30 protein-coding genes and 1 pseudogene are annotated in these 20,372 nt (G+C 51.3%); 28 read left to right on the top strand and 3 right to left on the bottom strand.

The genetic code is table 11. The features are described 5' to 3' along the window. The first annotated feature begins 338 nt into the window (after nt 1-338). From ACMVME_RS02515 to ACMVME_RS02500, 4 genes are read left to right on the top strand one after another with little or no spacing between them, the layout of a single operon-like run. Nucleotides 339-563: a class II holin family protein gene (locus ACMVME_RS02515; RefSeq protein WP_252065077.1), complete on the top strand. Its 225-nt coding sequence runs from the start codon at nt 339-341 to the stop codon at nt 561-563. After that, nucleotides 541-1,032 (top strand): lysozyme, encoded by a 492-nt coding sequence (locus ACMVME_RS02510; RefSeq protein WP_414743364.1) that lies wholly within the window; start codon nt 541-543, stop codon nt 1,030-1,032. The genes ACMVME_RS02515 and ACMVME_RS02510 overlap by 23 nt, the downstream gene beginning before the upstream one ends. Beyond that, complete coding sequence (locus ACMVME_RS02505) at nt 1,032-1,493, top strand: lysis protein (RefSeq protein WP_414743363.1); 462 nt, start codon at nt 1,032-1,034, stop codon at nt 1,491-1,493. Before ACMVME_RS02510 ends, ACMVME_RS02505 begins: the two co-directional genes overlap by 1 nt. 51 nt (nt 1,494-1,544) lie before the next feature. Then, the gene (locus ACMVME_RS02500) at nt 1,545-2,225 is read left to right on the top strand and encodes a hypothetical protein (protein WP_414743362.1); all 681 of its coding nucleotides are present in this window, start codon (nt 1,545-1,547) and stop codon (nt 2,223-2,225) included. Between the two features lie 120 nt (nt 2,226-2,345). Here the strand turns inward: ACMVME_RS02500 and ACMVME_RS02495 are convergent, their stop codons facing one another. Further along, the gene (locus ACMVME_RS02495) at nt 2,346-2,618 is read right to left on the bottom strand and encodes a DUF6953 family protein (RefSeq protein WP_126304116.1); all 273 of its coding nucleotides are present in this window, start codon (nt 2,616-2,618) and stop codon (nt 2,346-2,348) included. Next, entirely contained in the window at nt 2,608-2,799 is a 192-nt protein-coding gene (locus tag ACMVME_RS02490; protein ID WP_126304118.1) for a YodC family protein, read from the bottom strand. Before ACMVME_RS02490 ends, ACMVME_RS02495 begins: the two co-directional genes overlap by 11 nt. Before the next feature lie 23 nt (nt 2,800-2,822). Between ACMVME_RS02490 and ACMVME_RS02485 the strand changes: the two are divergent. The 23 genes and pseudogenes from ACMVME_RS02485 to ACMVME_RS02375 form a co-directional block, all read left to right on the top strand. After that, nucleotides 2,823-3,055, top strand: a pseudogene (locus tag ACMVME_RS02485) (terminase small subunit); the annotation flags it as partial. 86 nt (nt 3,056-3,141) lie between these two features. Further along, nucleotides 3,142-3,339: a hypothetical protein gene (locus tag ACMVME_RS02480; RefSeq protein WP_196083428.1), complete on the top strand. Its 198-nt coding sequence runs from the start codon at nt 3,142-3,144 to the stop codon at nt 3,337-3,339. 98 nt (nt 3,340-3,437) lie between these two features. Beyond that, nucleotides 3,438-3,665: a hypothetical protein gene (locus ACMVME_RS02475; RefSeq protein ID WP_414743361.1), complete on the top strand. Its 228-nt coding sequence runs from the start codon at nt 3,438-3,440 to the stop codon at nt 3,663-3,665. Nucleotides 3,666-3,726: 61 nt separating this feature from the next. Then, complete coding sequence (locus ACMVME_RS02470; RefSeq protein WP_414743360.1) at nt 3,727-4,716, top strand: terminase small subunit; 990 nt, start codon at nt 3,727-3,729, stop codon at nt 4,714-4,716. Then, nucleotides 4,694-6,001: a terminase large subunit domain-containing protein gene (locus tag ACMVME_RS02465; protein ID WP_414743359.1), complete on the top strand. Its 1,308-nt coding sequence runs from the start codon at nt 4,694-4,696 to the stop codon at nt 5,999-6,001. Before ACMVME_RS02470 ends, ACMVME_RS02465 begins: the two co-directional genes overlap by 23 nt. 1 nt (nt 6,002) lies before the next feature. Then, entirely contained in the window at nt 6,003-7,391 is a 1,389-nt protein-coding gene (locus ACMVME_RS02460; RefSeq protein ID WP_414743358.1) for a DUF4055 domain-containing protein, read from the top strand. A 1-nt stretch (nt 7,392) separates the two neighbouring features. Next, the gene (locus tag ACMVME_RS02455) at nt 7,393-8,490 is read left to right on the top strand and encodes a phage minor head protein (RefSeq protein ID WP_414743357.1); all 1,098 of its coding nucleotides are present in this window, start codon (nt 7,393-7,395) and stop codon (nt 8,488-8,490) included. 80 nt (nt 8,491-8,570) lie between these two features. Further along, on the top strand, nt 8,571-9,347 hold the full coding sequence (locus ACMVME_RS02450; protein ID WP_414743356.1) for a hypothetical protein: 777 nt from the start codon (nt 8,571-8,573) through the stop codon (nt 9,345-9,347). Between the two features lie 11 nt (nt 9,348-9,358). Then, nucleotides 9,359-10,312: a major capsid protein gene (locus ACMVME_RS02445; protein ID WP_176261238.1), complete on the top strand. Its 954-nt coding sequence runs from the start codon at nt 9,359-9,361 to the stop codon at nt 10,310-10,312. 53 nt (nt 10,313-10,365) lie between these two features. Further along, nucleotides 10,366-10,593 (top strand): Ig-like domain-containing protein, encoded by a 228-nt coding sequence (locus ACMVME_RS02440; RefSeq protein WP_079230969.1) that lies wholly within the window; start codon nt 10,366-10,368, stop codon nt 10,591-10,593. A 36-nt stretch (nt 10,594-10,629) separates the two neighbouring features. Then, complete coding sequence (locus tag ACMVME_RS02435; RefSeq protein WP_232947137.1) at nt 10,630-11,112, top strand: DnaT-like ssDNA-binding protein; 483 nt, start codon at nt 10,630-10,632, stop codon at nt 11,110-11,112. A gap of 1 nt (nt 11,113) precedes the next feature. Then, a complete protein-coding gene (locus ACMVME_RS02430; RefSeq protein WP_044856976.1) occupies nt 11,114-11,374 on the top strand; it encodes a hypothetical protein in 261 nt (86 codons plus the stop codon). A 3-nt stretch (nt 11,375-11,377) separates the two neighbouring features. Further along, a complete protein-coding gene (locus ACMVME_RS02425) occupies nt 11,378-11,728 on the top strand; it encodes a hypothetical protein (RefSeq protein WP_279256170.1) in 351 nt (116 codons plus the stop codon). Between the two features lies 1 nt (nt 11,729). Next, entirely contained in the window at nt 11,730-12,314 is a 585-nt protein-coding gene (locus ACMVME_RS02420; protein ID WP_410379002.1) for a hypothetical protein, read from the top strand. Continuing rightward, nucleotides 12,311-12,721 carry a DUF4128 domain-containing protein gene (locus ACMVME_RS02415; protein ID WP_044856973.1) on the top strand — a complete coding sequence of 137 codons (411 nt, stop codon included), beginning with the start codon at nt 12,311-12,313 and terminating at the stop codon, nt 12,719-12,721. The genes ACMVME_RS02420 and ACMVME_RS02415 overlap by 4 nt, the downstream gene beginning before the upstream one ends. A gap of 69 nt (nt 12,722-12,790) precedes the next feature. Further along, entirely contained in the window at nt 12,791-13,462 is a 672-nt protein-coding gene (locus ACMVME_RS02410; RefSeq protein ID WP_414743355.1) for a phage tail protein, read from the top strand. Between the two features lie 61 nt (nt 13,463-13,523). Continuing rightward, entirely contained in the window at nt 13,524-13,835 is a 312-nt protein-coding gene (locus ACMVME_RS02405; RefSeq protein WP_044856971.1) for a phage tail assembly chaperone, read from the top strand. Further along, nucleotides 13,832-14,146, top strand: a complete 315-nt coding sequence (locus tag ACMVME_RS02400) for a DUF1799 domain-containing protein (protein ID WP_079230976.1) — start codon at nt 13,832-13,834, stop codon at nt 14,144-14,146. The genes ACMVME_RS02405 and ACMVME_RS02400 overlap by 4 nt, the downstream gene beginning before the upstream one ends. Beyond that, on the top strand, nt 14,143-17,055 hold the full coding sequence (locus ACMVME_RS02395; RefSeq protein ID WP_414743354.1) for a phage tail tape measure protein: 2,913 nt from the start codon (nt 14,143-14,145) through the stop codon (nt 17,053-17,055). Before ACMVME_RS02400 ends, ACMVME_RS02395 begins: the two co-directional genes overlap by 4 nt. 76 nt (nt 17,056-17,131) lie before the next feature. Continuing rightward, nucleotides 17,132-17,485 (top strand): hypothetical protein, encoded by a 354-nt coding sequence (locus tag ACMVME_RS02390; RefSeq protein WP_210870750.1) that lies wholly within the window; start codon nt 17,132-17,134, stop codon nt 17,483-17,485. A 54-nt stretch (nt 17,486-17,539) separates the two neighbouring features. Beyond that, nucleotides 17,540-17,887, top strand: coding sequence for a phage tail protein (locus tag ACMVME_RS02385; RefSeq protein WP_363358827.1), 348 nt, complete (start codon nt 17,540-17,542; stop codon nt 17,885-17,887). Further along, nucleotides 17,884-18,639, top strand: coding sequence for a phage minor tail protein L (locus ACMVME_RS02380; RefSeq protein WP_414743353.1), 756 nt, complete (start codon nt 17,884-17,886; stop codon nt 18,637-18,639). The genes ACMVME_RS02385 and ACMVME_RS02380 overlap by 4 nt, the downstream gene beginning before the upstream one ends. 1 nt (nt 18,640) lies before the next feature. After that, a complete protein-coding gene (locus tag ACMVME_RS02375) occupies nt 18,641-19,351 on the top strand; it encodes a C40 family peptidase (protein WP_414743352.1) in 711 nt (236 codons plus the stop codon). Nucleotides 19,352-19,370: 19 nt separating this feature from the next. On the opposite strand, the gene ACMVME_RS02370 is transcribed toward ACMVME_RS02375, so the two are convergent. Then, nucleotides 19,371-19,559 carry a hypothetical protein gene (locus ACMVME_RS02370; protein WP_050861240.1) on the bottom strand — a complete coding sequence of 63 codons (189 nt, stop codon included), beginning with the start codon at nt 19,557-19,559 and terminating at the stop codon, nt 19,371-19,373. 146 nt (nt 19,560-19,705) lie between these two features. Here ACMVME_RS02370 and ACMVME_RS02365 point away from each other — a divergent pair, with 146 nt between their 5' ends. Then, complete coding sequence (locus tag ACMVME_RS02365) at nt 19,706-20,332, top strand: tail assembly protein (protein WP_414743351.1); 627 nt, start codon at nt 19,706-19,708, stop codon at nt 20,330-20,332. Nucleotides 20,333-20,372: the final 40 nt, after the last annotated feature.

Here is a 20,372-nt window from a genome sequence, read left to right as displayed (position 1 = left end):
TTGCATTGGCTGTACTTGAACCTACAAATCCGGAGCCAAAAACAACCAGGAACACATAAAGTGATGCTGTTAAGAGCTTTAAAATTAGCCGAATGAATTTCACAATGATCACCTGCTGATTGATGTCATCTTTTTACACAAGAACCACCTGTTTAGCTAGCTTATGGCTTGAGTTGTTCTGTTTGGTCTTCTTGATCGTCACCCCCCAGTATCCCCAGGCTCTCTCGGGTATTTAATTCAGGCCGCAGATAATCACTCTCATACACCACATTAGATATTTTGTCTGATGGCCATTCAAATTCCTTTGAAACAGCACCCGCACAAAGCGAGGTGAGAGTATGTATCGCATGGACAAACTAACCACCGGTGCTGCATATGGCGCTTCAGCCGGTAGCATCCTAAACGGCATGCTCAATGCCTACAGCCCCGAGCAGTGGAATGCTATCGGCGTGCTGGTGGGCATAATCATTGCCGTACTGACATATCTGACGAATCTCTATTTCAAGATCCGCGAAGATAATCGCCGCAACAGGAGCCGAGATGAACCCGACACTCAGGAATAAGCTGGTGGGTGCCATTGTTGGTGGATCCGGAGCAATCACCATCGCCGCTGTGATGCTGGGCAATGCGGATGGACTTGAAGGTCGGAGATATTACGCCTATCAGGATGTCGTCGGCGTCTGGACTGTATGCGACGGACACACTGGTGTAGACGTTCGCCGCGGCCACCGTTACACCGATAAAGAATGTGACGCTTTGCTTCAATCCGACCTGCGCAAGGTAGCAAACGCCATTGACCCGCTAATCAAGGTTCACATCCCTGAGCCTACCCGCGCCGCGCTTTACTCCTTCACCTACAACGTGGGAACGGGAGCATTTAACAGATCAACGCTGCTGAAGAAACTTAATGCCGGTGATATTCCGGGTGCATGCAAAGAACTTCAGCGCTGGACATATGCCGGTGGAAAGCAGTGGAAGGGGCTTATCACTCGGCGCGAGATTGAGCGTGAAGTTTGCGAGTGGGGCCAGTAATGAACCGATTAACAGCCATCATTTGCGCAGTCGTTATCTGCCTGCTGGGTTCCATGGCCTGGGCGGTTAACCACTATCGTGGCAACGCCATCATCTACAAAGACCAGCGCGATAAAGCCACGGAGAAGCTCATCCTGGCGAACGCCAGCATCAAAGACCTGCAGACCCGCCAGCGCGACGCAGCTGTACTGGATGCTAAATACACGAAGGAATTAGCCGATGCGAAATCTCGTCTTGAAGATCTGCAGCGTTGCGTTAGCACTGGTAAGTGTGGGCTGCACGTCAACGCCAGATGTCCCGCGAACAGAGCGACCAGCACCGGCGGCATGGGCGATGCTTCCAGCCCCCGACTTACTGACTCCGCTGAACGGGATTATTTTACCCTCAGAGAGCGAATCGTCACAGTGACGAAGCAGGTCGGCTACCTTCAGGAATACATCAAAGAGCAGTGCTTGAATTGACTTATTACGCTTAACGGATGTTAAATACCAAATCCAATTAAGGAGATGGTGATGAGACTGTTTTGGTATGGGCTACTGGTTAGTGTTCTTTATTTCGTCATGCTGGGTGCCGTAATTTACTTAATGGAATTAGGTGTCATGACGTCTTGGAATGAGTTTGGCGACTTTTTAGCTGGGGCATTCTCACCTGTCGCTTTTCTCTGGTTAGTATTAGGCTATCTTCAGCAGCAAAAAGAGTTGCAGCAAAATACAAAAGCACTTGAGCTTCAGGCGCTTGAGCTGAAAAACTCTGTAGACCAGTACAGGGAAATGGTTTCTGTTGCGAGGGAGCAATTACTTTCAGATCGCGAAAATCTTGAAACATCTAAGCGAGAAAGAGAGAGGCAATATAAACCAATTATAAAGGCACCATCGATTAGACCAGCAGTCATTATAGGTGGAACAAAATATAAATATAGAGGTAGCCTGTCCATTGGTGGGGAAGACGCTTTAATGTTGTCGATAAACACTGAGCCACCATTCAGCCCGTATAGTGAGTACTCTGCTCATCACGCGAAAGTGGGAGATGTAGTGCTCGGAGAGTCTTGGGAAGTAAATGAACATGAGCTACCGTCAACGATTGTTATGACCATTTCTTATCAAAGTAAACTAGGAAATTCATACAAAGATAAATACGTATATAGCCTTGGAGATAGGGGTATGTACTCAATTGTTGATGAAGAAAATCTATAGCTTACATTTAACAATTAGCTTTCCCTTTCTAACTAAAACCGCCTCCGGGCGTTTTTGGTTGTCATCATCGTGATCAGAACCATCGTAATGGTGAATAAGGGCGAATCATCGCCCTTTATTTTAACCGCGAGCTTCACGGCCAGGTTCGTCCTCAGCGACACGATAGCGCCAATAACGCTGGGGCTTAACCCAAACAACATCGTCTGCTGTATGTTTCATAAACAAGGTAAGAATCTGACGACTCAAGGCTAAGTTTCCGTCGGCATTTTCTATTAATAGGACTTCACTTTTAGTCCTAACCAGATGATCTACTACATCATCTTGATATAGACAGCCGTCTTTTTGAAGATGTTCGAGCATCCAAAGGACTGTTTGTTCCTTATTAATCGTCATCTCCGACTTCCTCTAAGGATTCATCAGGAAAATAACCTTCTTCGAGCTTTTTCCCGGCAAACCATTGGCAGCGCATATTTCCCCTATAGGTTACCGGGTGCCGCACATCGAGCTCATGGATTGTCATTACTGGTCCGCCTGATCTCAATCTTACTTTGTCGCCAACTTTGTAATTACTCATTTTCATCTCCTTGATGTGTATACATGGCACTCACCGACAAGCAAGAAATGTTCTGTCGCGAGTACCTCATCGATTTAAACGCCACGCAAGTGCCATTCGGGCGAAGTACGGTTAACAATCTTAGCGCTGTACACCGCCCGAAAACCTTTCTAAACCTGACATCCGGTTAAGAATTGCTGAACTAAAAGTGCAGCGCAATGATCTAGTAGTCATAAATGCGACATACCTCCTGAATCGTCTCTTAAATATTGATAAAAGATTTTATGCACTTGAAATTTGTAGATTCGTCCCAATTTTTGTAGTGAAACCCTCCATTGTGGCTGGGTAAGGAAAGGAATTGTTATGCTTGAAAATTATTTCAAAAGTGGTGCAATTCAGACTGACGAAAAAACGCAGCGCTTATTAGCAGTTCAGGCTGCACTCGAGATAGCTAAGGCCTCAGCTAGTTCAGGAGGCGGTGTAATGCATAGCGATTTAGACCAAGCTGCTGAGCGCATTGGGAAACTGGCGGACGCAATTCAGGCAGCCATCAAAAAATAGTGCTGGTGTCTACGAATTGCCTGTATCAAGGCGGTTTTTGTAGCCTTAATAAAGGATAACTTAACTAGGATTCACCCCGTAATTAATAGGGAGAGAGCATGCATCAAGATATAGAAATGTCTATCTATAATGCTCTGCGTATGTTTGAAGGATCATCCGGTGTCGGTTCATCTTCAACTGCTAATGAAATTATCAGGGTTGTTAAGGCATATTATGCTCAGGGTAACGAGCAAGATAAGCGCGATATCCTGGCAAGGCTCGAGAAACTCCGTAAAGAGCCTGGTGTGCCGTTCCCAATGAACCTTCAGCAGATTCTCGAAAGTTAACCCGCAATAGTATTCTTCATAGCCACTGGCATTTGCTGGTGGCTTTTTTATTGGAGTAAATATGGCAAAGCCGGACTGGGGCGAGCTTCAGCAACGGTTCCTGTCCGATCATGCCGCAACTGGCGTATCACCGAAGGAATGGTGTGAAACGCAGGGACTGAATTATGCGACTGCCCGCCGCTACATCAAAAAACCTTCTGCGCAAACTGCGCAAAAACCTGCGCAGAAAAAAGTGCGCACTGCGCAGAACGAACAAAGCGCAGAAGTGCTGGTAGACATAAAGCTAAGCGCCAAGGTAAAGCGCTTTATTGCTGAATACCTAAAGGATAATAACGCCACAGCCGCAGCTGCACGTGCTGGTTATAGCGACCCAAATTATGGTCGTCAGCTCATAGCGAATCCTAACGTTGCGCAGGCTATTGCGCAGCAGCAAAAAGCCTCCATTGCGCGCACGCTCGGCAGTGCCGATGAGGTTCTCGCGCAGATGTGGCAGCTCGCCACCTTCGATGCAAACCAGCTATCACAATACCGCCGCGGCGCATGCCGTTATTGCTGGGGCTTCGGTTACCACTACCAGTGGCGCGATGCTGTTGAGTTCGAAGAAGAGAAAGCGAAGGTTGAAGGTAAAGAGGGCGCGAAGCAGCCAGAAGACACAGGCGGTTACGGCTACGACCACAATAGGGAGCCTAATCCAGAGTGCCCTCGCTGCAATGGCGATGGTATCGGGCGTCCTCACTTCCCCGATTCTCGTTATTTGCCGCCGACCGCTGCGCTGGCTTATTCCGGTGTGAAGGTCGGTAAAAACGGTGTCGAGATAACGGCTATCAGCCGAGAGAAGATGTTTGAAGCTGTAATGAAACGGCTTGGCCTGGCTGATAGCGAGTTCGCACAGAAGCTGCAGCAAATCGAAATCGAGCGCCGAAAACTTGAAGTGGAAAAACTCCGCAAAGATCTGGCCGGCGATGGTGACGACGACGAGCCAACCCCAGTGCAGATTAATATCAACGTAGTAGATGCGAGGGTGGACGATGGGGATAAGCCCGACACTTAATATCCCGCAGGCGCGCTTCCTCGCGATGCAGCACAAGTTCAAAGCCTACGTTGCCGGATTCGGTTCCGGTAAGACGTGGGTGGGCTGTGGTGGCATCTGCAAGGGAATGTGGGAGTATCCGAAGATTAACCAGGGCTATTTCGCGCCCACTTACCCGCAGATACGTGACATCTTTTACCCAACGATTGAAGAGGTGGCCTTTGACTGGGGTCTGAACGTCAAAATCAACCAGGGGAACAAAGAGGTTCACTTCTATGAGGGGCGACGGTACCGGGGGACAACCATCTGCCGCTCGATGGAGAAGCCTGGCTCAATTGTCGGCTTCAAAATCGGCAATGCGATGGTTGATGAGTTGGATGTTATGGCGGCAGCCAAAGCACAGCAGGCCTGGCGAAAAATCATCGCGCGTATGCGCTATAACATTGATGGTCTGCGTAACGGCATCGATGTAACGACGACGCCAGAAGGTTTCAAGTTCGTCTACCAGCAGTTCGTGAAGGCGGTACGGGAAAAGCCTGAGCTTGCGGCCCTGTATGGACTGATTCAGGCCAGCACGTTCGACAACGCGAAGAACCTGCCGCCTGACTACATCCCGTCGCTGCTGAGTTCTTACCCTGACGAACTGATTCAGGCCTATCTGCGCGGGAAGTTCACCAACCTCAACAGCGGGACCATTTACAACACCTTTAACCGTAAGCTGAATAACTGTTCTGATGAGATTCAGGATGGGGATCCGCTATTTATTGGCATGGACTTTAACGTTGGGAAAATGGCCGCGATTGTTCACGTTAAGCGTAACGGGCTGCCGCGCGCTGTTCGAGAGCTGGTGAAAGTTTACGACACTCCGGCGATGATCAAGCGCATCCAGGAAGAGTTCTGGCGATATGAGGATGGTCGCTACGTGAAAAGCCGGGAGATTTACATCTATCCTGATGCCTCAGGCGATTCCCGCAAATCCCAGAACGCCAGCAAGACCGATATTGCTCAGCTCAACGACGCCGGATTCAGCGTCATTGTTGATGATGCCAACCCGCCGGTTAAAGACCGCATCAACTCGATGAATGCCATGTTCTGCAACGCCAACGGAGAACGCCGCTATCTGGTTAATGTGCAGAATTGCCCGGTTTACACCGAGAGCCTCGAACAGCAAATCTGGGCGGCTAATGGCGAACCGGATAAATCAGCGGATAACGATCACCCCAATGATGCTGGTGGGTACTTCATCGTGAAGGATTACCCGATCGTGAAACCGGCATATTCAATTACCATGGACACCACTTTCTGATATGGCAAACGACGACATCACCTGGGTTCGACCAGAACACCGGGCGGCTTCCGCTGCCTGGAAAAAATATCGGGATTTCTGCAAAGGGGCTGAGGCAGTAAAAGCGGCGGGTAATAAGTACCTGCCTTATCTCGACCCAACAGATAAATCCACGCGTAACCGCAAACGCAATGAGGAATATCTTAGCCGTGCGGTTTTCTACGCAATTGCAGGCAATACGAAGATCGGCATGCTTGGCATGGCGTATCGAAAGGATCCAACCTTTAACGGTCCGGAAAAGCTCAAATATCTTTTGGACAATGCTGACGGCGCAGGCACCAGTATTTACCAGCAGTCGCAGTTGGTGGCCGAAAACGTGCTGGAGGTTGCCCGAGAGGGGCTTTATGTTGATTACGCAGGAGCATCCGACGAAGCGATCATCCTTCGTTACCCTGCGGAGAACATCATCAACTGGCGAACAAAGCGCATTAACGGGCGTGATCAACTGGTGCTGGTGATCCTGCGTGAATGCATAGAAGAGCCGGATGGGTACGCATATAAGGATGAAATCCAGTATCGCGAGTTGGCGCTGGAAGAAGGGAAGTTTATCTGCCGGGTTTGGCGCAGGGCTGGTGGGACCACCAGCGGAGCCTATACCGTCAGCAGCGAATATCAACCGAAGCCGAAAGGAAAAGACTACTGGGATGAAATCCCGTTCACGTTCGTCGGCGCTCAGAATAATGATCCCTCTATCGATGATTCTCCGCTGGCCGCGCTGGTTGAGATTAACCATGGCCATTACCGAAACAGCGCTGACTATGAAGACAGCGTGTGGTTCTGTGGCCAGGTGCAGCCGTATATGACCGGTCTTGATACCGGATGGCGGGATCATCTCGAGAAGAATGGCGTCAAAATAGGTTCCCGATCACCGCTTTTGCTTCCGAAAGACGGCTCGTTTGGCTATGCCCAGGCGCAGCCGAACACGCTGGCTAAAGAGGCCATGGACAGCAAACGCGATTACATGGTGCAGCTGGGCGCCCGCCTGATTGAGCAGAACGCCACAGCGAAGACTGCGACTCAGGCAAGTGGGGAACAAACATCCTCAACGTCGGTGCTTGGCATCTGCGTTTCAAACGTTTCTGAGGCCTATACGCTGGCGCTGGGATGGTGTGCGAAATACCTCGGCATCAAGGACGAACCGACGAGCTACACGATCAACCAGGAGTTCATCGCGAAGGTTGCTGAGTCTGGCATGGTGACGGCGATAGTTAACGCCTGGCAATCAGGAGCCATGCGCGATAGCGATATGGTTCGTGCGCTGCAGAAGCTTGACATCATCGACCCGGCAGACAGCTCTGACGAAGTGATTGATGCGCTTCGCAACCAGGCACCAACGATGACGGGAGGCTGAGATGCCAACCGTTAACGAAAGCCTGCGCGATGAATCGATAGCGCATTCTGTATGGTTAAGCCGCTACGCCACTGGCGTGGCAAACCGGATGGTGAAGCTGCTCAATGAGACGGATGCGGACCTTTCGGCGCGGCTGCTTGATGCGCTGGACAGATTGCCTCAGGAGAGTTTCACCGTTAATCGTCTGCAGAGTTTACTGGGCAGCGTGCGTGATCTTAACCATCAGGCGATAGCCACCATGCAGGCAGGGCTCGAAAGTGAACTGTTGGCGCTGGCAAAGAACGAGGCCAGTTATCAGCTGAGCCTGTTCGATTCCCTTCTTCCGTCACAGGTGCTGTCACGATACCCGCTTCAGGGAATCACTGCAGACATGGTGTATGCCGCAGCAATGGCGCAGCCTTTTCAGGGGCGGCTGCTGAGTGAGTGGGCGGAGAATCTGGAATCGGACAGGCTGGGGCGGATAGTGAATGCCGTTCGACGTGGGTATGTTGCCGGCGACACGGTAGAAACTATCGCGCGCAATGTCCGTGGCCACGCAAACAAAGACTACCGCGACGGCGCGCTGCAGATGAGCAGGGCAAACGCTGCCAGTATCGCCAAAACAGCCGTAAATCATCTTGCCGCGACCGCGCGCAACAGCTTCACCAGCGCTAACAGCGACATTGTGAAGGGCAAACAATGGCTTTCGACTCTGGACAATAAAACCAGCCACGACTGCATTATTCGTGACCAGTTGCGCTACACGCTGGATAACAAACCAATTGGGCACAAGGTGCCTTACCTGCAGGGACCCGGGAAGATTCATTTCTGCTGCCGTTCTACTGAAACCCTGATACTCAAGTCCTGGCGTGAACTCGGCATCGATATCGATGACATGGACGAGGGTACCCGCGCCAGTATGGACGGGCAGGTCCCGGCGAAAACCACGTATATGGAATGGCTGAGGCGTCAATCGGCGCAACGACAGGATCAGGTCCTGGGTGCCGAGCGAGGTCGTCTGTTCCGTGCCGGAGAAATCGACCTGGCTAATATGTTCACTGACAAAGGCGAGTGGATCAGCCTGGAGAGTCTCAAACAGCTTTCTGGCACCGAAACCTGACAACCAATCCTTTCTACACGCCCTGGCATCCGCCGGGGCTTTTTTATGGGCGAGGCCCGACAAAATCCCGAGGGGAAATTATGTTAATTCGAAACATGCTCATTAAATATTATTCGGCGGCTGGTGAAGAAGATAAATCAGGCGGCGGTGGCGGCGCTCCTGAAATCACTCCCGACATTCAGAAGCTGATTGATGAGCAGGTGTCGGCTCAGGTTACAGGGCTGAAAAACAAAAACACTGAACTGCTCGGAAAGCTCAAAGAGTCAACCGAGTCCCTCAAACGCTTTGACGGTATCGACCCTGACGCAGTGCGCGGCATCCTGCAACGTTTTTCCGACGACGAAGAGGCAAAGCTTATCGCTGGTGGAAAAATTGATGAGGTTCTGAATAAGCGCACTGAACGACTTCGCGCCGATTCGGATAAGCAGATCAAAGCAGCAAACGAACGTGCGGATAAAGCCGAAGCGTTCTCCAACAAATTCCGGGATCGCGTTCTTGGTGATGCTATTCGTGCCGCAGCGCTGAAAGCTGGCGCGCTGGCTGAAGCATCCGATGATCTGATCCTGCGTGCCAAGGGCACATTCCAGCTCAACGACGAAGGCGAGGCCGTAGCGGTTGATGCAAATGGCGATGTTCTGTTCGGCAAAGATGGCAAAACCCCACTGACCCCCCTCGAATGGGCGGAGTCTCTCAAAGAGACGGCCCCGCACCTGTTCCCGCGCGCTGAAGGTACTGACGCGGGCGGACACAAGCCCAGTGGCGGCGGCAGCCTGAAACGTTCCGAAATGAGCGCCAATGATAAAGCGGATTACATCCGCAAGCATGGCCAGCAGGCCTACCTGAAACTTCCGAAATAAGGGATTAACCCATGCCAACAACTGTTAATACAGACCTGATTATTTATGACGACCTGGCGCAGACTGCGTTTCTTGAACGTCGCCAGGATAACCTGGAAATTTTTAATCAGGCTTCTAACGGGGCAATCATCCTCGATAACGAACTGATCGAAGGTGACTTCCGTAAACGCGCCTTCTATAAAGTCGGCGGCTCTATCGAAGCGCGTAATGTCAACTCTACTGACCCGGTCACGGGTAAAAAAATCGGCGCGGGCGAGTCCGTGTCCGTAAAAGCACCATGGAAGTACGGTCCATACGAAACAACCGAAGAGGCGTTCAAGCGTCGCGGACGCGATGTCAGCGAATTCTCTGAGGTGATCGGTGTTGATGTGGCCGATGCTACGCTTGAAGGCTATATCAAATACGCTCTTCAGGGGCTGATCGCTGCAATCGGTGCTAACGCCGACATGGTTGTGACAGCAGACATTGCCACCGACGGCAAGAAAACGCTGACGCGTGGACTTCGCACCTATGGTGATAAGTTCAACCGTGTGTCTCTGTTCGTTATGCACTCCACCACGTACTTCGATATCGTTGATCAGGCCATCGACAACAAAATCTATGAAGAAGCTGGTGTGGTTGTGTATGGCGGTCAGCCGGGCACACTGGGCAAGCCGGTGCTTGTCACCGATACAATGCCTGTTGATGCCATTCTTGGTCTGGTATCTGGCGCTGTGTCAGTTATTGAGTCACAGGCTCCAGGCTTCCGCTCCTATGACATCAACGACCAGGAAAACCTTGCCATCGGCTATCGTGCTGAAGGTACGGTAAACGTCGAGTTGCTGGGTTATAGCTGGGACACCTCTAAAGGTGAAAACCCAGACCTGACGGCCATCGGTACGGAAGGTAACTGGAAGAAACACTTCACCAGCAACAAATCTACTGCTGGCGTGCTGATCAAACTGGGATCCGCAGTGGGGGAGTAACGCTGTCAGCGGATAAAACCTCCGCAACTGCTGACAGCACAGACGCGGTAACTGTGTCCCTGAAGTACACGCTGAACGGCTCCGGTGTATCCGGTAAAACCGTCGCGTGGACGTCCACTGGGGGCACGCTCAGCACGGCCAGTTCTCAAACCGGCTCTGCTGGTGGTGCAACGGTGAAACTCACGTCAGACGCTGCTGGGTCCTTCACGGTAACCGGCACGGTTGACGGCGTGGCGAAAACCACAGAAGAGATCACCTTCACTGCGCCTTCCGGTGAATAACTGATGGGGCGAAAGCCCCATAAACTGGATGACTCGATGATCAATACCGATATCACTTCCCCGGATGCCAACAGCTACGCCACTGAAGAAGATTTGATCGCTTTCGGCGCGCTACGCGGCATAGAACTGCCTGACAGTCTGATACCTCTGCTGATTAAAGCAATGGACTACCTCGAGGGGCTGGACTGGGTAGGTTACCGGGCAAACCCTCGGCAGCCGCTGGCGTGGCCGCGCGAGAATGTTGTCTTGGACGGCTACGACTTTCCCGCCGATGAGGTTCCACGTGAAGTTGTTACTGCGCAGTGCATGCTGGCAGTAGAGGCAATCGACGGCGATTTACTTTCCAGCTCTCGCGAGGCTGCTGTGAAAACTGAACGCGTGGAAGGTGCGGTCACTATGACCTATGCGGTCGCAGACGGAGAAGTTTTTACGCCATCTTATCCGGCTGTCATGGCGCTGCTTGGCGACCTTGCTGGTGGTCGTGGTTACGCCATTAACACTTTTGCGGAGCGTGCGTGAAATGGCTGACCTAAAGCTCGTTAATCTGAATGCCAGAAAAAATGCAGATCTTGAACATCACCGCACGGAAGTTGTAAGGCTACTTGAAGAAGCGCTCCAGGCAGCCAAAGAGGGCAGCTATCGGAGCATGGCTGTATTGCTCATCAAAGATGACGGTGCGGTTCTTGACGCCTGGCATAGCGGCGGTCTGCCCTATGTCATGGTGGGGGCTATTGAATCACTGAAGTGCGATTTCATTAATCTGCAAATTGAGAGGCGCTAACCAGTGGCTATCAACTATCAGCGCATGCAGGCCAGAACAACCCGCATGCTCAAGCAGAACGGCGTGGCGTATAACGTCACCCGTAAAGGTTCGATAACGGTTGTCGGCGGCGTCGAGTACAAATCTGAAGCGGTTCTGTTCTCTGCTGTGGGTGTGAAAACCGAATATGACCCGGGCGAAATTGATGGGACGGTAATCATAAATGGTGACGTTCAGATAGTTTTTACCGCAGAGCAGGAACTCAAAATCGGCGATGTGGTTGATATTGACGGCACAGCCCATCGTGTTGTCAAACCCAACCCGGTAAAGCCTGCTGCGCTGGTGCTCTGCTACAAAGCACAGCTGAGGGCTTAGCATGGGAGAAAATACAGCTTTCATCGCTGAAATTACGGCATTCGTCAATAAAGCGAAAGAGAACCAGGAAGCGGTGGCGCGCGCAGTCGGTATTAAAATCCTCAACCAGCTGGTGATGATGTCGCCTGTTGGTAACCCGGAGCTGTGGGAAATTAACCAGACCGCAGTTTCATATAACCAGGCTGTCTACGACCATAATGAGATGCAAAAAGCGGATCCCGCCAATCTAACTAAAACCGGACGACTCAGGAAAAAGGCACGGCTGGTGGATGGGATGGATGTCAAAGCACCACCGGGGTATACGGGCGGTCGTTTTCGCGGTAACTGGCAGGTGTCCTTTGATGCACCAACGACAGACGAGACTGGCCGGATTGATAAGACAGGTGATCTGACAAAAGCGGCCGGAAACTACACGCTGTCACTGTTTAAAGTTGGTATGAAGGCCATTTATTTCTGCAATAACGTGCCATATGCCTATCCGCTGGAAATGGGGCATTCCACACAGGCTCCTGGCGGCATGGTTCGCATAACTGCCGCTGAGTTTCAACGATTCTTTGAGGAAGCAGTAAGAGAGGTGCCCCGGTGATTCCTGATATTGCATCCGCACTGGCCGCCAGACTGGGTACCTGGGCCGATGCCGAAGGCGTTTCTGTTGCATGGGAGAACGTGCCGTTTACACCTCCTGCTAACGAGATGTACCTGGCTGTTCACGATATGCCCGTTACGCCGCGAACAATCGATCTCGGTCTGCGCTGCCGGACTTATTCAGGCGTCTACCAGATTAATGTTGTTGCGCCGGCCGGTTCCGGCCGTACCTCCGCCGTTGCTCTGGCGGGCAGAGTTGCGGAGTTGTTCCCCGAAGGGCTGGAAATCGAAGGCAATGACTTCACCTGCTGGATTAGCAGTCAACCTGGCATATTCCGCGGTATCCCTACACAAGTGTCCTACACCGTTCCTGTCAGCCTGAATTACAGGGCTGACATTATCAGCTGATTCCCTCTCTGATGCTCCACATCTGACCGGCTTAAGGCCGGTTTTCTTGTTTCTGAAGGAGAAACCATTATGGGCTTTGCACTGCCTAACGGCGCTCACGTTTATCTGGCGTCGGGCTACGGCCCGGCTATTACGTTCACCGGCGCGACGAATGCCGAGCATGTGGTGATCACTGTCAGTGACCCCGATGAACTTGCGGCTGGCGATATCGTTCATGTGAACTGCAACTGGTCGGGTATTGATAACGTAATCGCGAAAATTGAAGCGATTGCAGAAAGCGCTGTAACTCTGCGCAATATCAATACCACTAACAAAAACAAATATGCTGCTGGTGGCGGTACCGGCTCAATCCGCAAGGTGCTTGAGTGGACAGAATTGCCACAAATCACAGAAGTATCAAAAGCTGGTGGCGATCAGAACACCACGCAGATTCAGTTCCTCAGCGATGACAGACAGCGCAACCTGAACACCTACAAATCAGCAGTTTCCCAGACCTACACGATCGCTCATGACTCCACGCTTCCGGTATACCCACTGCTGCGTCAACTGGACGAAGACGAAGAGACGGTCGCGGCTTACATGTACGTGCCAAAGGCGAAAGAGAACCGATACTGGGCGGCAACAACGTCTTTCGACGATACGCCGGCAACGCAGGTGAACGAAGTTGAAACGGTTACCGTTGTGCTCAATCTGCAGTCGCCTGCGATGACGTTCTACAAAATTACCGACGCCGCGGCGTGAGCCGGGGATAACAATAATATGAGCCTCCTGTTTGGAGGCTTTTTTACGCTAAGGGGCAACGATGGCGACCAAATTCACTCTTCAGCCAAAACCAACTTTCAAGGCTAATGTCTCGATCCCGCGCGCAGGTGATGAGGATGGAGTCCTGACATTTACGTTTAATCACAAACCACTCAAAGAACTGGCAGACCTGGAGAAACTTGAAGGCAAAACAGCCACTGATTTTCTTATGGAAATCATTGCAGGCTGGGCGCTCCCTGATGCGTTCAACGCAGAGAACCTGTCGGTGCTGCTGGAGAATTACCCGGCGGCCATTAAGGCCATTCCGGAAACGTACTATCGCGAGCTGATGGGACACCGCGAAAAAAACTGATAGCGGTTGCCTCTGCGTTCTATACGCCTGAACCAACGGCGGCTGACCTGGCACCCTACGGGCTTACGCCGGACGATTACGATGACCAGTTCATTGACGTCTGGCCGGATGTCTGGCCCTCCTTCCTGGTATTTCAGGCCGTCAGTACACAATGGCGCACAGGTATGGGCGGTGCGTCCGGGCTGGATTACAACGTACTCCCCTGGATGATGCGCCTGCATAACGTTGACGATGAGGCAACCGCGCTTTCGGATATAAGGGTGATGGAAAGCGCTGCGCTAAGAATAATGCATAAAGAGAGGGCGGGATGAGCAACGACATCGCAACGATTTCGCTGCGTGTGAACACGAGCGAACTGGAGCGCGGTAACCGTGAACTGGATCGCTTTCAGGAAACTGCGACCGCGGCGGCCGGTAAAGCGGATGACCTGAACAGTACGTTCCGTACCGGGATTGATAACCAGAAAAAAAACAGCGAAAGCCTTAAGCAGCAGCGCCAGGAACTTCAGAACCTGCTGAATAAAATCAGCCCGGTCAACAAGGCACTGGATGAGCTGGACACCATTCAGGAGAGCCTGGCTAAATTCCGCAGTAAAGGTCTGGTGGGTGACGAAGATTTCACACGCTATAACAGCGTGCTTGAAACGACACGAACAAAACTGGCACAGGTCATGGAAGCTGAGACAGCTGAAGGGCGGGTCCGGATTGAACAGGCTCAGGCGGCGCAACGTGCAGCTGCAGCGAGTAAAACGTTTATAGACTCCCTGGAAGAGCAGGTTTCTGCAATCGGTAAAACCCGCGCAGAGTTGCTTGAACTGAAGGCTGCTCAACTAGGTGTGTCAGAACGCGCCGCGCCTATGATCGCCCGGTTGAAGGAGCAGGAGGAAGCGTGGAAATCGGGGGCTATCAGTGCGGGGCAATATCGCAACGCAATGCGATACCTGCCGATGCAAATGACGGATATCGTGACGTCACTGGCTTCGGGCATGCCCGTCTACATGGTAGCCATACAGCAGGGCGGCCAGTTGCGGGACTCGTTTGGTGGCGTTGCAAATGCGCTAAAAGCGATGTTATCCATGGTCACCCCGGTTCGTGTCGCGATTGGTGGTCTGGCAGGTGCTGTTCTGCTTGCTGCTAAAGCAGGCTCCGACTATTTCACAGCCTATGAAGAAATTAACAAAGCCATCATTCGGACCGGCAATATTGCCGGAACGTCTGCGCTCCAGGTTATGGCTTCATCTCAGACTATTGCCGCTTCTACTGGCGCTACGGTTGATACTGTCCAGGGGCTCATGACCGAACTGGTTGGCATGGGATCACTGACACAGCAGCAGCTTGAAAAGGCTACGAGCTCGATGGCTATGGCCGTTCAAACCGGTATTGTTTCGGCACAGGACATCACAAAAGCCTATAAAGACATTGAAAAAGACCCTGTCAAAGCACTGCAGAGCCTCAATGAGCAGTATAACTTTCTTACCGTTTCGCAACTTAAGCACATTGATGATTTGGTGAAGCAGAAAAATCAGACTGCTGCAGTAACTCAGGCAATGGATTTGTTTGGCGACACGATGGAGACGCGCGGGGAGCAGGCCTATGACTCTCTGACACCCTTTGGACGGCTGTGGCTCGATATCAAGGGGTGGGCATCTGAAGCGATGCAGAGTATCGGCCAATGGGTGGCAGAACTTGCATCAAACACGCTCAAGGAGTTCAACGCAATTTATTACAGCGTTGCGATAGTCTTTCAGAAGCTGAATCAGATTATTTCATCATCTATAGCGGCTGCGATTAATCTCGTTCCTGACTGGGCGAAAACGGATACCCTGCAGGGATGGCAGGACTATAACGAACAGATGGCCGGCGCTTATGGTGACAGCGTTTCTCAGCTTAAAAAAGACTGGGATGCAGCCGACATTAGCGCAGGTAAATACCTTGATACCACCCGCAAGATAAAAACCGCGACAACCCAGAAGGATCGGGAAGAAGTCGCTTTGTTTGGTAAAAAGACGAAAACCGGAAAGCAGGGCGCTGTATCCGCTGGTGATCGCACCGCGGACGCAGCTCAGGCTGAACTGCTTGCGCTTCAGGCTCAGTTACGTGCCCTGCAGCAGCATAAAGGTCTGAACGATACTATCAGCCAGCAGCGAAAAGACCTGTGGACTACTGAGGCTAAATTCCAGGTACTGGAAGAGGCATCACGGTCACGCTCCCTGACAAAGCAGGAAAAATCTCTCCTCGCTAGCAAAGACCAGGTTCTGCAACTGGCGAGGCAGAAAGCTCTGCTTGGTGACCAGATTACCGCGCAGGAACAACTCAACAAGCGCATGGATACATCGCAGAAATACGTCACGCAGATGGCTGAGAAACAGGCTGCGTTACTGGGTGGCGCCGGGATGAGCGATCGGATGGCTCAGCGTGAACTCGCGAAAAGTCAGCTCGCTGCAGGCTGGAAAAATTCAGGTGGCTCTCTGGAGGATGAGGGTTATCAGAAGCAGCTTAAAGCGGCGAATGATTACTATGACGCAGATGACAGGTTGCGTGGTGACTGGCTGATCGGTGCAAAAAAAGGCTGGGCTGAATTTGAAGACAGCGCGACCGATGTTTACTCGCAGGTGCAGACGATTACCAGCAATGCGTTCACCGGGATGGCCAGCACCCTTACGGACTTCTTTACTACTGGAAAAGCTAACTTCTCCGATTTCCTGTCTACCTTCCTGAAGGGCATCGCCCAGATGCTGACGCAACTGGCTCTGATCAATGGAATGAAGTCTGCCTTTGGTGGGAACTCATTTGGTTCATTTTTTGGATTTTCCGGTGGTGGCGCAGTCCCGGAATTTGATACTGGCGGCTATACAGGCGATGGTGGGAAATATCAGCCAAAAGGTGTCGTTCATGGCGGTGAGTTCGTCTTTACCAAAGAGGCTACCAGCGCGCTGGGGGTTGGTAACCTCTATTCACTTATGCGGAGTGCGCAGGGTTATGCAAATGGCGGTTATGTCGGTAATGCACCGATGTACGGGTTGCAATCGTCAGCTGCTGGAGGTGTGACAGTTCAAACATCGGTGGTCGTGCAGAATCAGGCCTCTCAGCAGAAGACTAATGGTAACAGCGACGCTATTTCGCGGGCATATAAACAGACCATTGACCAGTCTGTTCGCGCCGGGATTGCTAAGCAGCTTCAGCCCGGTGGTTTAATCTGGAATGCAACAAAATCACGTTAACTCAGCTTATCAGTTTTTTTGATCATACCATTAACCATGTTAGGATGTTTCTGATTGCAATTAAAGGAAACATAAAATGAATAAGGTAGTTGCTTTAGCTCTTGGGGCATTATTACTGTCAGGCTGTACTGTTCGTGTTGCTGATATGACCGTAGGAAGTACCAAAAACTACAACCTTAACGCAGCTAAGTTTGAGAAAGGTCAGCGTGTGACTGGTGAAGACAAAGCTCCAATTGTTATTTTCCCGCTGGGCATTCCAAGCGTTAAAACAGCAATGGATCGGGCTATTGAAAAAGATAAATGTTCCGTAGGCCTGAGTGATGTTGTTATTTATCAATTAAACCACGCATTTATCTTCGGCACATATGGTTTCCGTGTCGAAGGCACGCAGATTATTGATAAGTCTCAACTTGGTTGTGAAAACCGTTAATCTTCGACTTATACAGACAAGCCACCTTCGGGTGGCTTTTTTTATGGAGCAAACATGGGAGTTGAAACATTTACCTGGCGAACGCAGATACAAGCGGGGATGGAGGGAACTTTCAGCTACAAAACGCGCTCTGCAACCTTTGGCGACGGCTATGAGCAGATCGCCGGGGAAGGCATTAACCCTGAAAAGCAGTCATGGCCTGTCACACTGACGGGGAAAAAAGCGGACATGCTTCAGGCCCTGATATTCTTTCGTTCTCACGTCACAAAGTCATTTATCTGGACATCGCCAGTTGGCGAAACAGGGCTCTATCGGATTGAGGCCGAATCAATCAAATCACAGCCCTTATCCAGCAATGTTATGACCATTTCCGCAACATTCAAACAGGCTTACTCACCATGATTACCCAGGATTATCAACGCCTCGAACCAGGCGAAAAAATACGTCTTATTGAAGTGGACGGATCCACATTTGGCCTTGAGGACATTCTGCGCTTTCATGCGTATAACTTGCCGCATACCGAAGAAGAGATTGCGACTGCTGGTGGCGACGTATCAAAGCTTAAGGCGAAGAGCATCTGGTGGCAGGGCGAAGAGTATGGTGCCTGGCCATATAAGCTGGAGGGGCTGGAAGCTTCTACTGATGGCGGTAGCGCGCAGCCTACGCTAACCGTGGCCAACATTGACAGCTCTATCACTGCGCTCTGTCTTGCTTATGACGATATGCTGCAGGCCAAAGTCACTATTCATGACACTTTCACGCATTACCTCGATGCACGTAATTTCCCGGATGGAAATCCCACAGCAGACCCCCTGCAGGTGAGGAAACGCGTTTTCTATATCGACGGTAAAAATAGTGAGTTGCCCGGGGAGAGTGTTGAGTTTGTTCTTACCAGCCCTATGGATCTGCAGGGATTGATGATCCCGACGCGCCAGCTTCATTCTCTGTGTACCTGGTGCATCCGGAATAAATATCGCACCGGCGACGGCTGCGACTATGCTGGAACCCGCTATTTCGATAAAAACAACAACCCGGTGAGCGATCCGTCTCTGGATGAATGCAACGGCACGCTGACGGCCTGCAAACTTCGGTTCGGTGAAAATAACGAACTCTCGTTTGGTGGTTTCCCGGGCACGTCTTTGATCAGGAGCTGATATGCGGCAGAAAACCATCGATGCGATTATGTCACATGCTGCAGCTGAGTATCCTCGCGAATGTTGCGGCGTGGTGGCGCAGAAAAGCCGAGTTGAACGTTATTTTTCATGCCGCAATCTGGCTTCAGAACCAACAGAGCAGTTTCATCTTTCGCCCGAGGATTACGCTGAAGCTGAAGACTGGGGGACGATAACGGGAATCGTACATAGTCACCCCGACGCCACGACACAGCCAAGCGAACTGGACAAGGCTCAATGCGATGCAACTTTGCTCCCTTGGCATATTGTCAGTTGGCCGGAAGGAGACTTACGTACCATTACTCCTCGCGGTGAATTGCCCCTGCTCGGTCGCCCGTTTGTGCTCGGACACTATGACTGTTGGGGCCTAGTGATGAGCTATTTCCGGCAGGAACACGGGATTGAGCTTAAGGATTACCGGGTCGATTATCCCTGGTGGGAAAACGACTATCCGGACAACTTCTATCAGGATTGCTGGTATGAGTGCGGATTCCGGGAATTCAACGGGCCACCGAAACCTGGAGATATGGTGATCATGCAGGTTCAGGCCGATAAGTGGAATCACGCTGGAATTCTGCTGGATGGTAATATGTTGCTGCACCATCTATATGGTCATATGAGCCAGCGCGTGCCGTATGGCGGTTACTGGCGTGACCGTACTATGAAGATTTTACGATATGTGGAGTTTTTGTAACAGGTGCCTAAGGTGGTTATTACTTATTGGGAAGATTAGGCCATTTCATGAACGCAAATACCCACAGCATTATGAAATGCAGACCCGGCATCGACAGGAAGATAGCCATCGCCCAGCCAAAACCGGCTTTCTGTGCCATGCGAAAGCAAGGGAAAAAGGTAATTAGCCAAATAATAAATACCAGCCCGGCAAGTGGATTGTGTTCCATTCTACTATTCCTTGTTTCGTTGTAAGCCCTATTAGACTTAGGGGTACTGTCTAAATACCTGAATTTTTTCTATGAATCAATGCCTGTAAGGTGGCAATCATTTACATACAAACCCATCAGGTTGCATTCATTTTTACGGAGACATTATGTCCGTTGCAATGACTGAAACACTACGAACCATCAAACTTTATGGAGTACTGGGTGCCACTTTTGGCAGGGAGTACAAACTATCCGTCGCCTCACCCAAAGAAGCCATCCGTGCATTGTGTGTGATCGTCCCTGGTTTCGAGCGTTTTCTGAATACCAGCAAACAGCGCGGGCTAACGTATGCGGTTTTCAGCGGAAAACGGAATCTTTGTGATGACGAACTCAGCATGGATAAAGGTGCCGAAGATATTCGCATAGCGCCGGTGATCATCGGCAGTAAGCGAGCCGGGGTGTTTCAGACAATCCTCGGGGTTGCCCTTGTCGCTGTTGCTGCGTTCGTCACGGGAGGGGCTGCGATCGGGATTGGTGGTACCGCTTTCGCTGGTGGATGGGGAGCTGTGGCGGGGATTGGAGCATCAATGGCGATCGGTGGCGTAGTCCAGATGCTTTCTCCCCAGACAACCGGGCTAGCCAGTAAACAATCTGCTGATAACCAAGCCAGCTACGCCTTTGGTGGAGTAACAAACACGACAGCCCAGGGCAACCCGGTGCCACTCTTGTACGGCCGGCGCCGTATAGGTGGCGCGATCATATCCGCCGGTATCTATGTTGAAGATCAGCAGTAAGCATGCTGTAATGGGCTTACTTAATATGGGGTGACTTGAG

Source organism: Enterobacter cloacae complex sp. 2024EL-00711, assembly GCF_047529885.1.
Lineage (GTDB): Bacteria > Pseudomonadota > Gammaproteobacteria > Enterobacterales > Enterobacteriaceae > Enterobacter > Enterobacter ludwigii.
Note: the sequence above shows the minus strand (reverse complement) of the source record. Positions and strands in the feature narration are given on the sequence as shown.

What these genes read in the sequence shown, in the direction of transcription:
- ACMVME_RS02430 (WP_044856976.1), top strand. Translation starts at nt 11,114, where the DNA reads ATGGCTGACCTAAAGCTCGTTAATCTGAATGCCAGAAAAAATGCAGAT.
- ACMVME_RS02365 (WP_414743351.1), top strand. Translation starts at nt 19,706, where the DNA reads ATGTCCGTTGCAATGACTGAAACACTACGAACCATCAAACTTTATGGA.
- ACMVME_RS02385 (WP_363358827.1), top strand. Translation starts at nt 17,540, where the DNA reads ATGGGAGTTGAAACATTTACCTGGCGAACGCAGATACAAGCGGGGATG.
- ACMVME_RS02470 (WP_414743360.1), top strand. Translation starts at nt 3,727, where the DNA reads ATGGCAAAGCCGGACTGGGGCGAGCTTCAGCAACGGTTCCTGTCCGAT.
- ACMVME_RS02515 (WP_252065077.1), top strand. Translation starts at nt 339, where the DNA reads ATGTATCGCATGGACAAACTAACCACCGGTGCTGCATATGGCGCTTCA.
- ACMVME_RS02405 (WP_044856971.1), top strand. Translation starts at nt 13,524, where the DNA reads ATGGCGACCAAATTCACTCTTCAGCCAAAACCAACTTTCAAGGCTAAT.
- ACMVME_RS02455 (WP_414743357.1), top strand. Translation starts at nt 7,393, where the DNA reads ATGCCAACCGTTAACGAAAGCCTGCGCGATGAATCGATAGCGCATTCT.
- ACMVME_RS02410 (WP_414743355.1), top strand. Translation starts at nt 12,791, where the DNA reads ATGGGCTTTGCACTGCCTAACGGCGCTCACGTTTATCTGGCGTCGGGC.
- ACMVME_RS02475 (WP_414743361.1), top strand. Translation starts at nt 3,438, where the DNA reads ATGCATCAAGATATAGAAATGTCTATCTATAATGCTCTGCGTATGTTT.
- ACMVME_RS02490 (WP_126304118.1), bottom strand. Translation starts at nt 2,799, where the DNA reads ATGAGTAATTACAAAGTTGGCGACAAAGTAAGATTGAGATCAGGCGGA.
- ACMVME_RS02390 (WP_210870750.1), top strand. Translation starts at nt 17,132, where the DNA reads ATGAATAAGGTAGTTGCTTTAGCTCTTGGGGCATTATTACTGTCAGGC.
- ACMVME_RS02420 (WP_410379002.1), top strand. Translation starts at nt 11,730, where the DNA reads ATGGGAGAAAATACAGCTTTCATCGCTGAAATTACGGCATTCGTCAAT.
- ACMVME_RS02395 (WP_414743354.1), top strand. Translation starts at nt 14,143, where the DNA reads ATGAGCAACGACATCGCAACGATTTCGCTGCGTGTGAACACGAGCGAA.
- ACMVME_RS02510 (WP_414743364.1), top strand. Translation starts at nt 541, where the DNA reads ATGAACCCGACACTCAGGAATAAGCTGGTGGGTGCCATTGTTGGTGGA.
- ACMVME_RS02505 (WP_414743363.1), top strand. Translation starts at nt 1,032, where the DNA reads ATGAACCGATTAACAGCCATCATTTGCGCAGTCGTTATCTGCCTGCTG.
- ACMVME_RS02460 (WP_414743358.1), top strand. Translation starts at nt 6,003, where the DNA reads ATGGCAAACGACGACATCACCTGGGTTCGACCAGAACACCGGGCGGCT.
- ACMVME_RS02435 (WP_232947137.1), top strand. Translation starts at nt 10,630, where the DNA reads ATGATCAATACCGATATCACTTCCCCGGATGCCAACAGCTACGCCACT.
- ACMVME_RS02500 (WP_414743362.1), top strand. Translation starts at nt 1,545, where the DNA reads ATGAGACTGTTTTGGTATGGGCTACTGGTTAGTGTTCTTTATTTCGTC.
- ACMVME_RS02375 (WP_414743352.1), top strand. Translation starts at nt 18,641, where the DNA reads ATGCGGCAGAAAACCATCGATGCGATTATGTCACATGCTGCAGCTGAG.
- ACMVME_RS02370 (WP_050861240.1), bottom strand. Translation starts at nt 19,559, where the DNA reads ATGGAACACAATCCACTTGCCGGGCTGGTATTTATTATTTGGCTAATT.
- ACMVME_RS02450 (WP_414743356.1), top strand. Translation starts at nt 8,571, where the DNA reads ATGTTAATTCGAAACATGCTCATTAAATATTATTCGGCGGCTGGTGAA.
- ACMVME_RS02465 (WP_414743359.1), top strand. Translation starts at nt 4,694, where the DNA reads ATGGGGATAAGCCCGACACTTAATATCCCGCAGGCGCGCTTCCTCGCG.
- ACMVME_RS02480 (WP_196083428.1), top strand. Translation starts at nt 3,142, where the DNA reads ATGCTTGAAAATTATTTCAAAAGTGGTGCAATTCAGACTGACGAAAAA.
- ACMVME_RS02380 (WP_414743353.1), top strand. Translation starts at nt 17,884, where the DNA reads ATGATTACCCAGGATTATCAACGCCTCGAACCAGGCGAAAAAATACGT.
- ACMVME_RS02445 (WP_176261238.1), top strand. Translation starts at nt 9,359, where the DNA reads ATGCCAACAACTGTTAATACAGACCTGATTATTTATGACGACCTGGCG.
- ACMVME_RS02495 (WP_126304116.1), bottom strand. Translation starts at nt 2,618, where the DNA reads ATGACGATTAATAAGGAACAAACAGTCCTTTGGATGCTCGAACATCTT.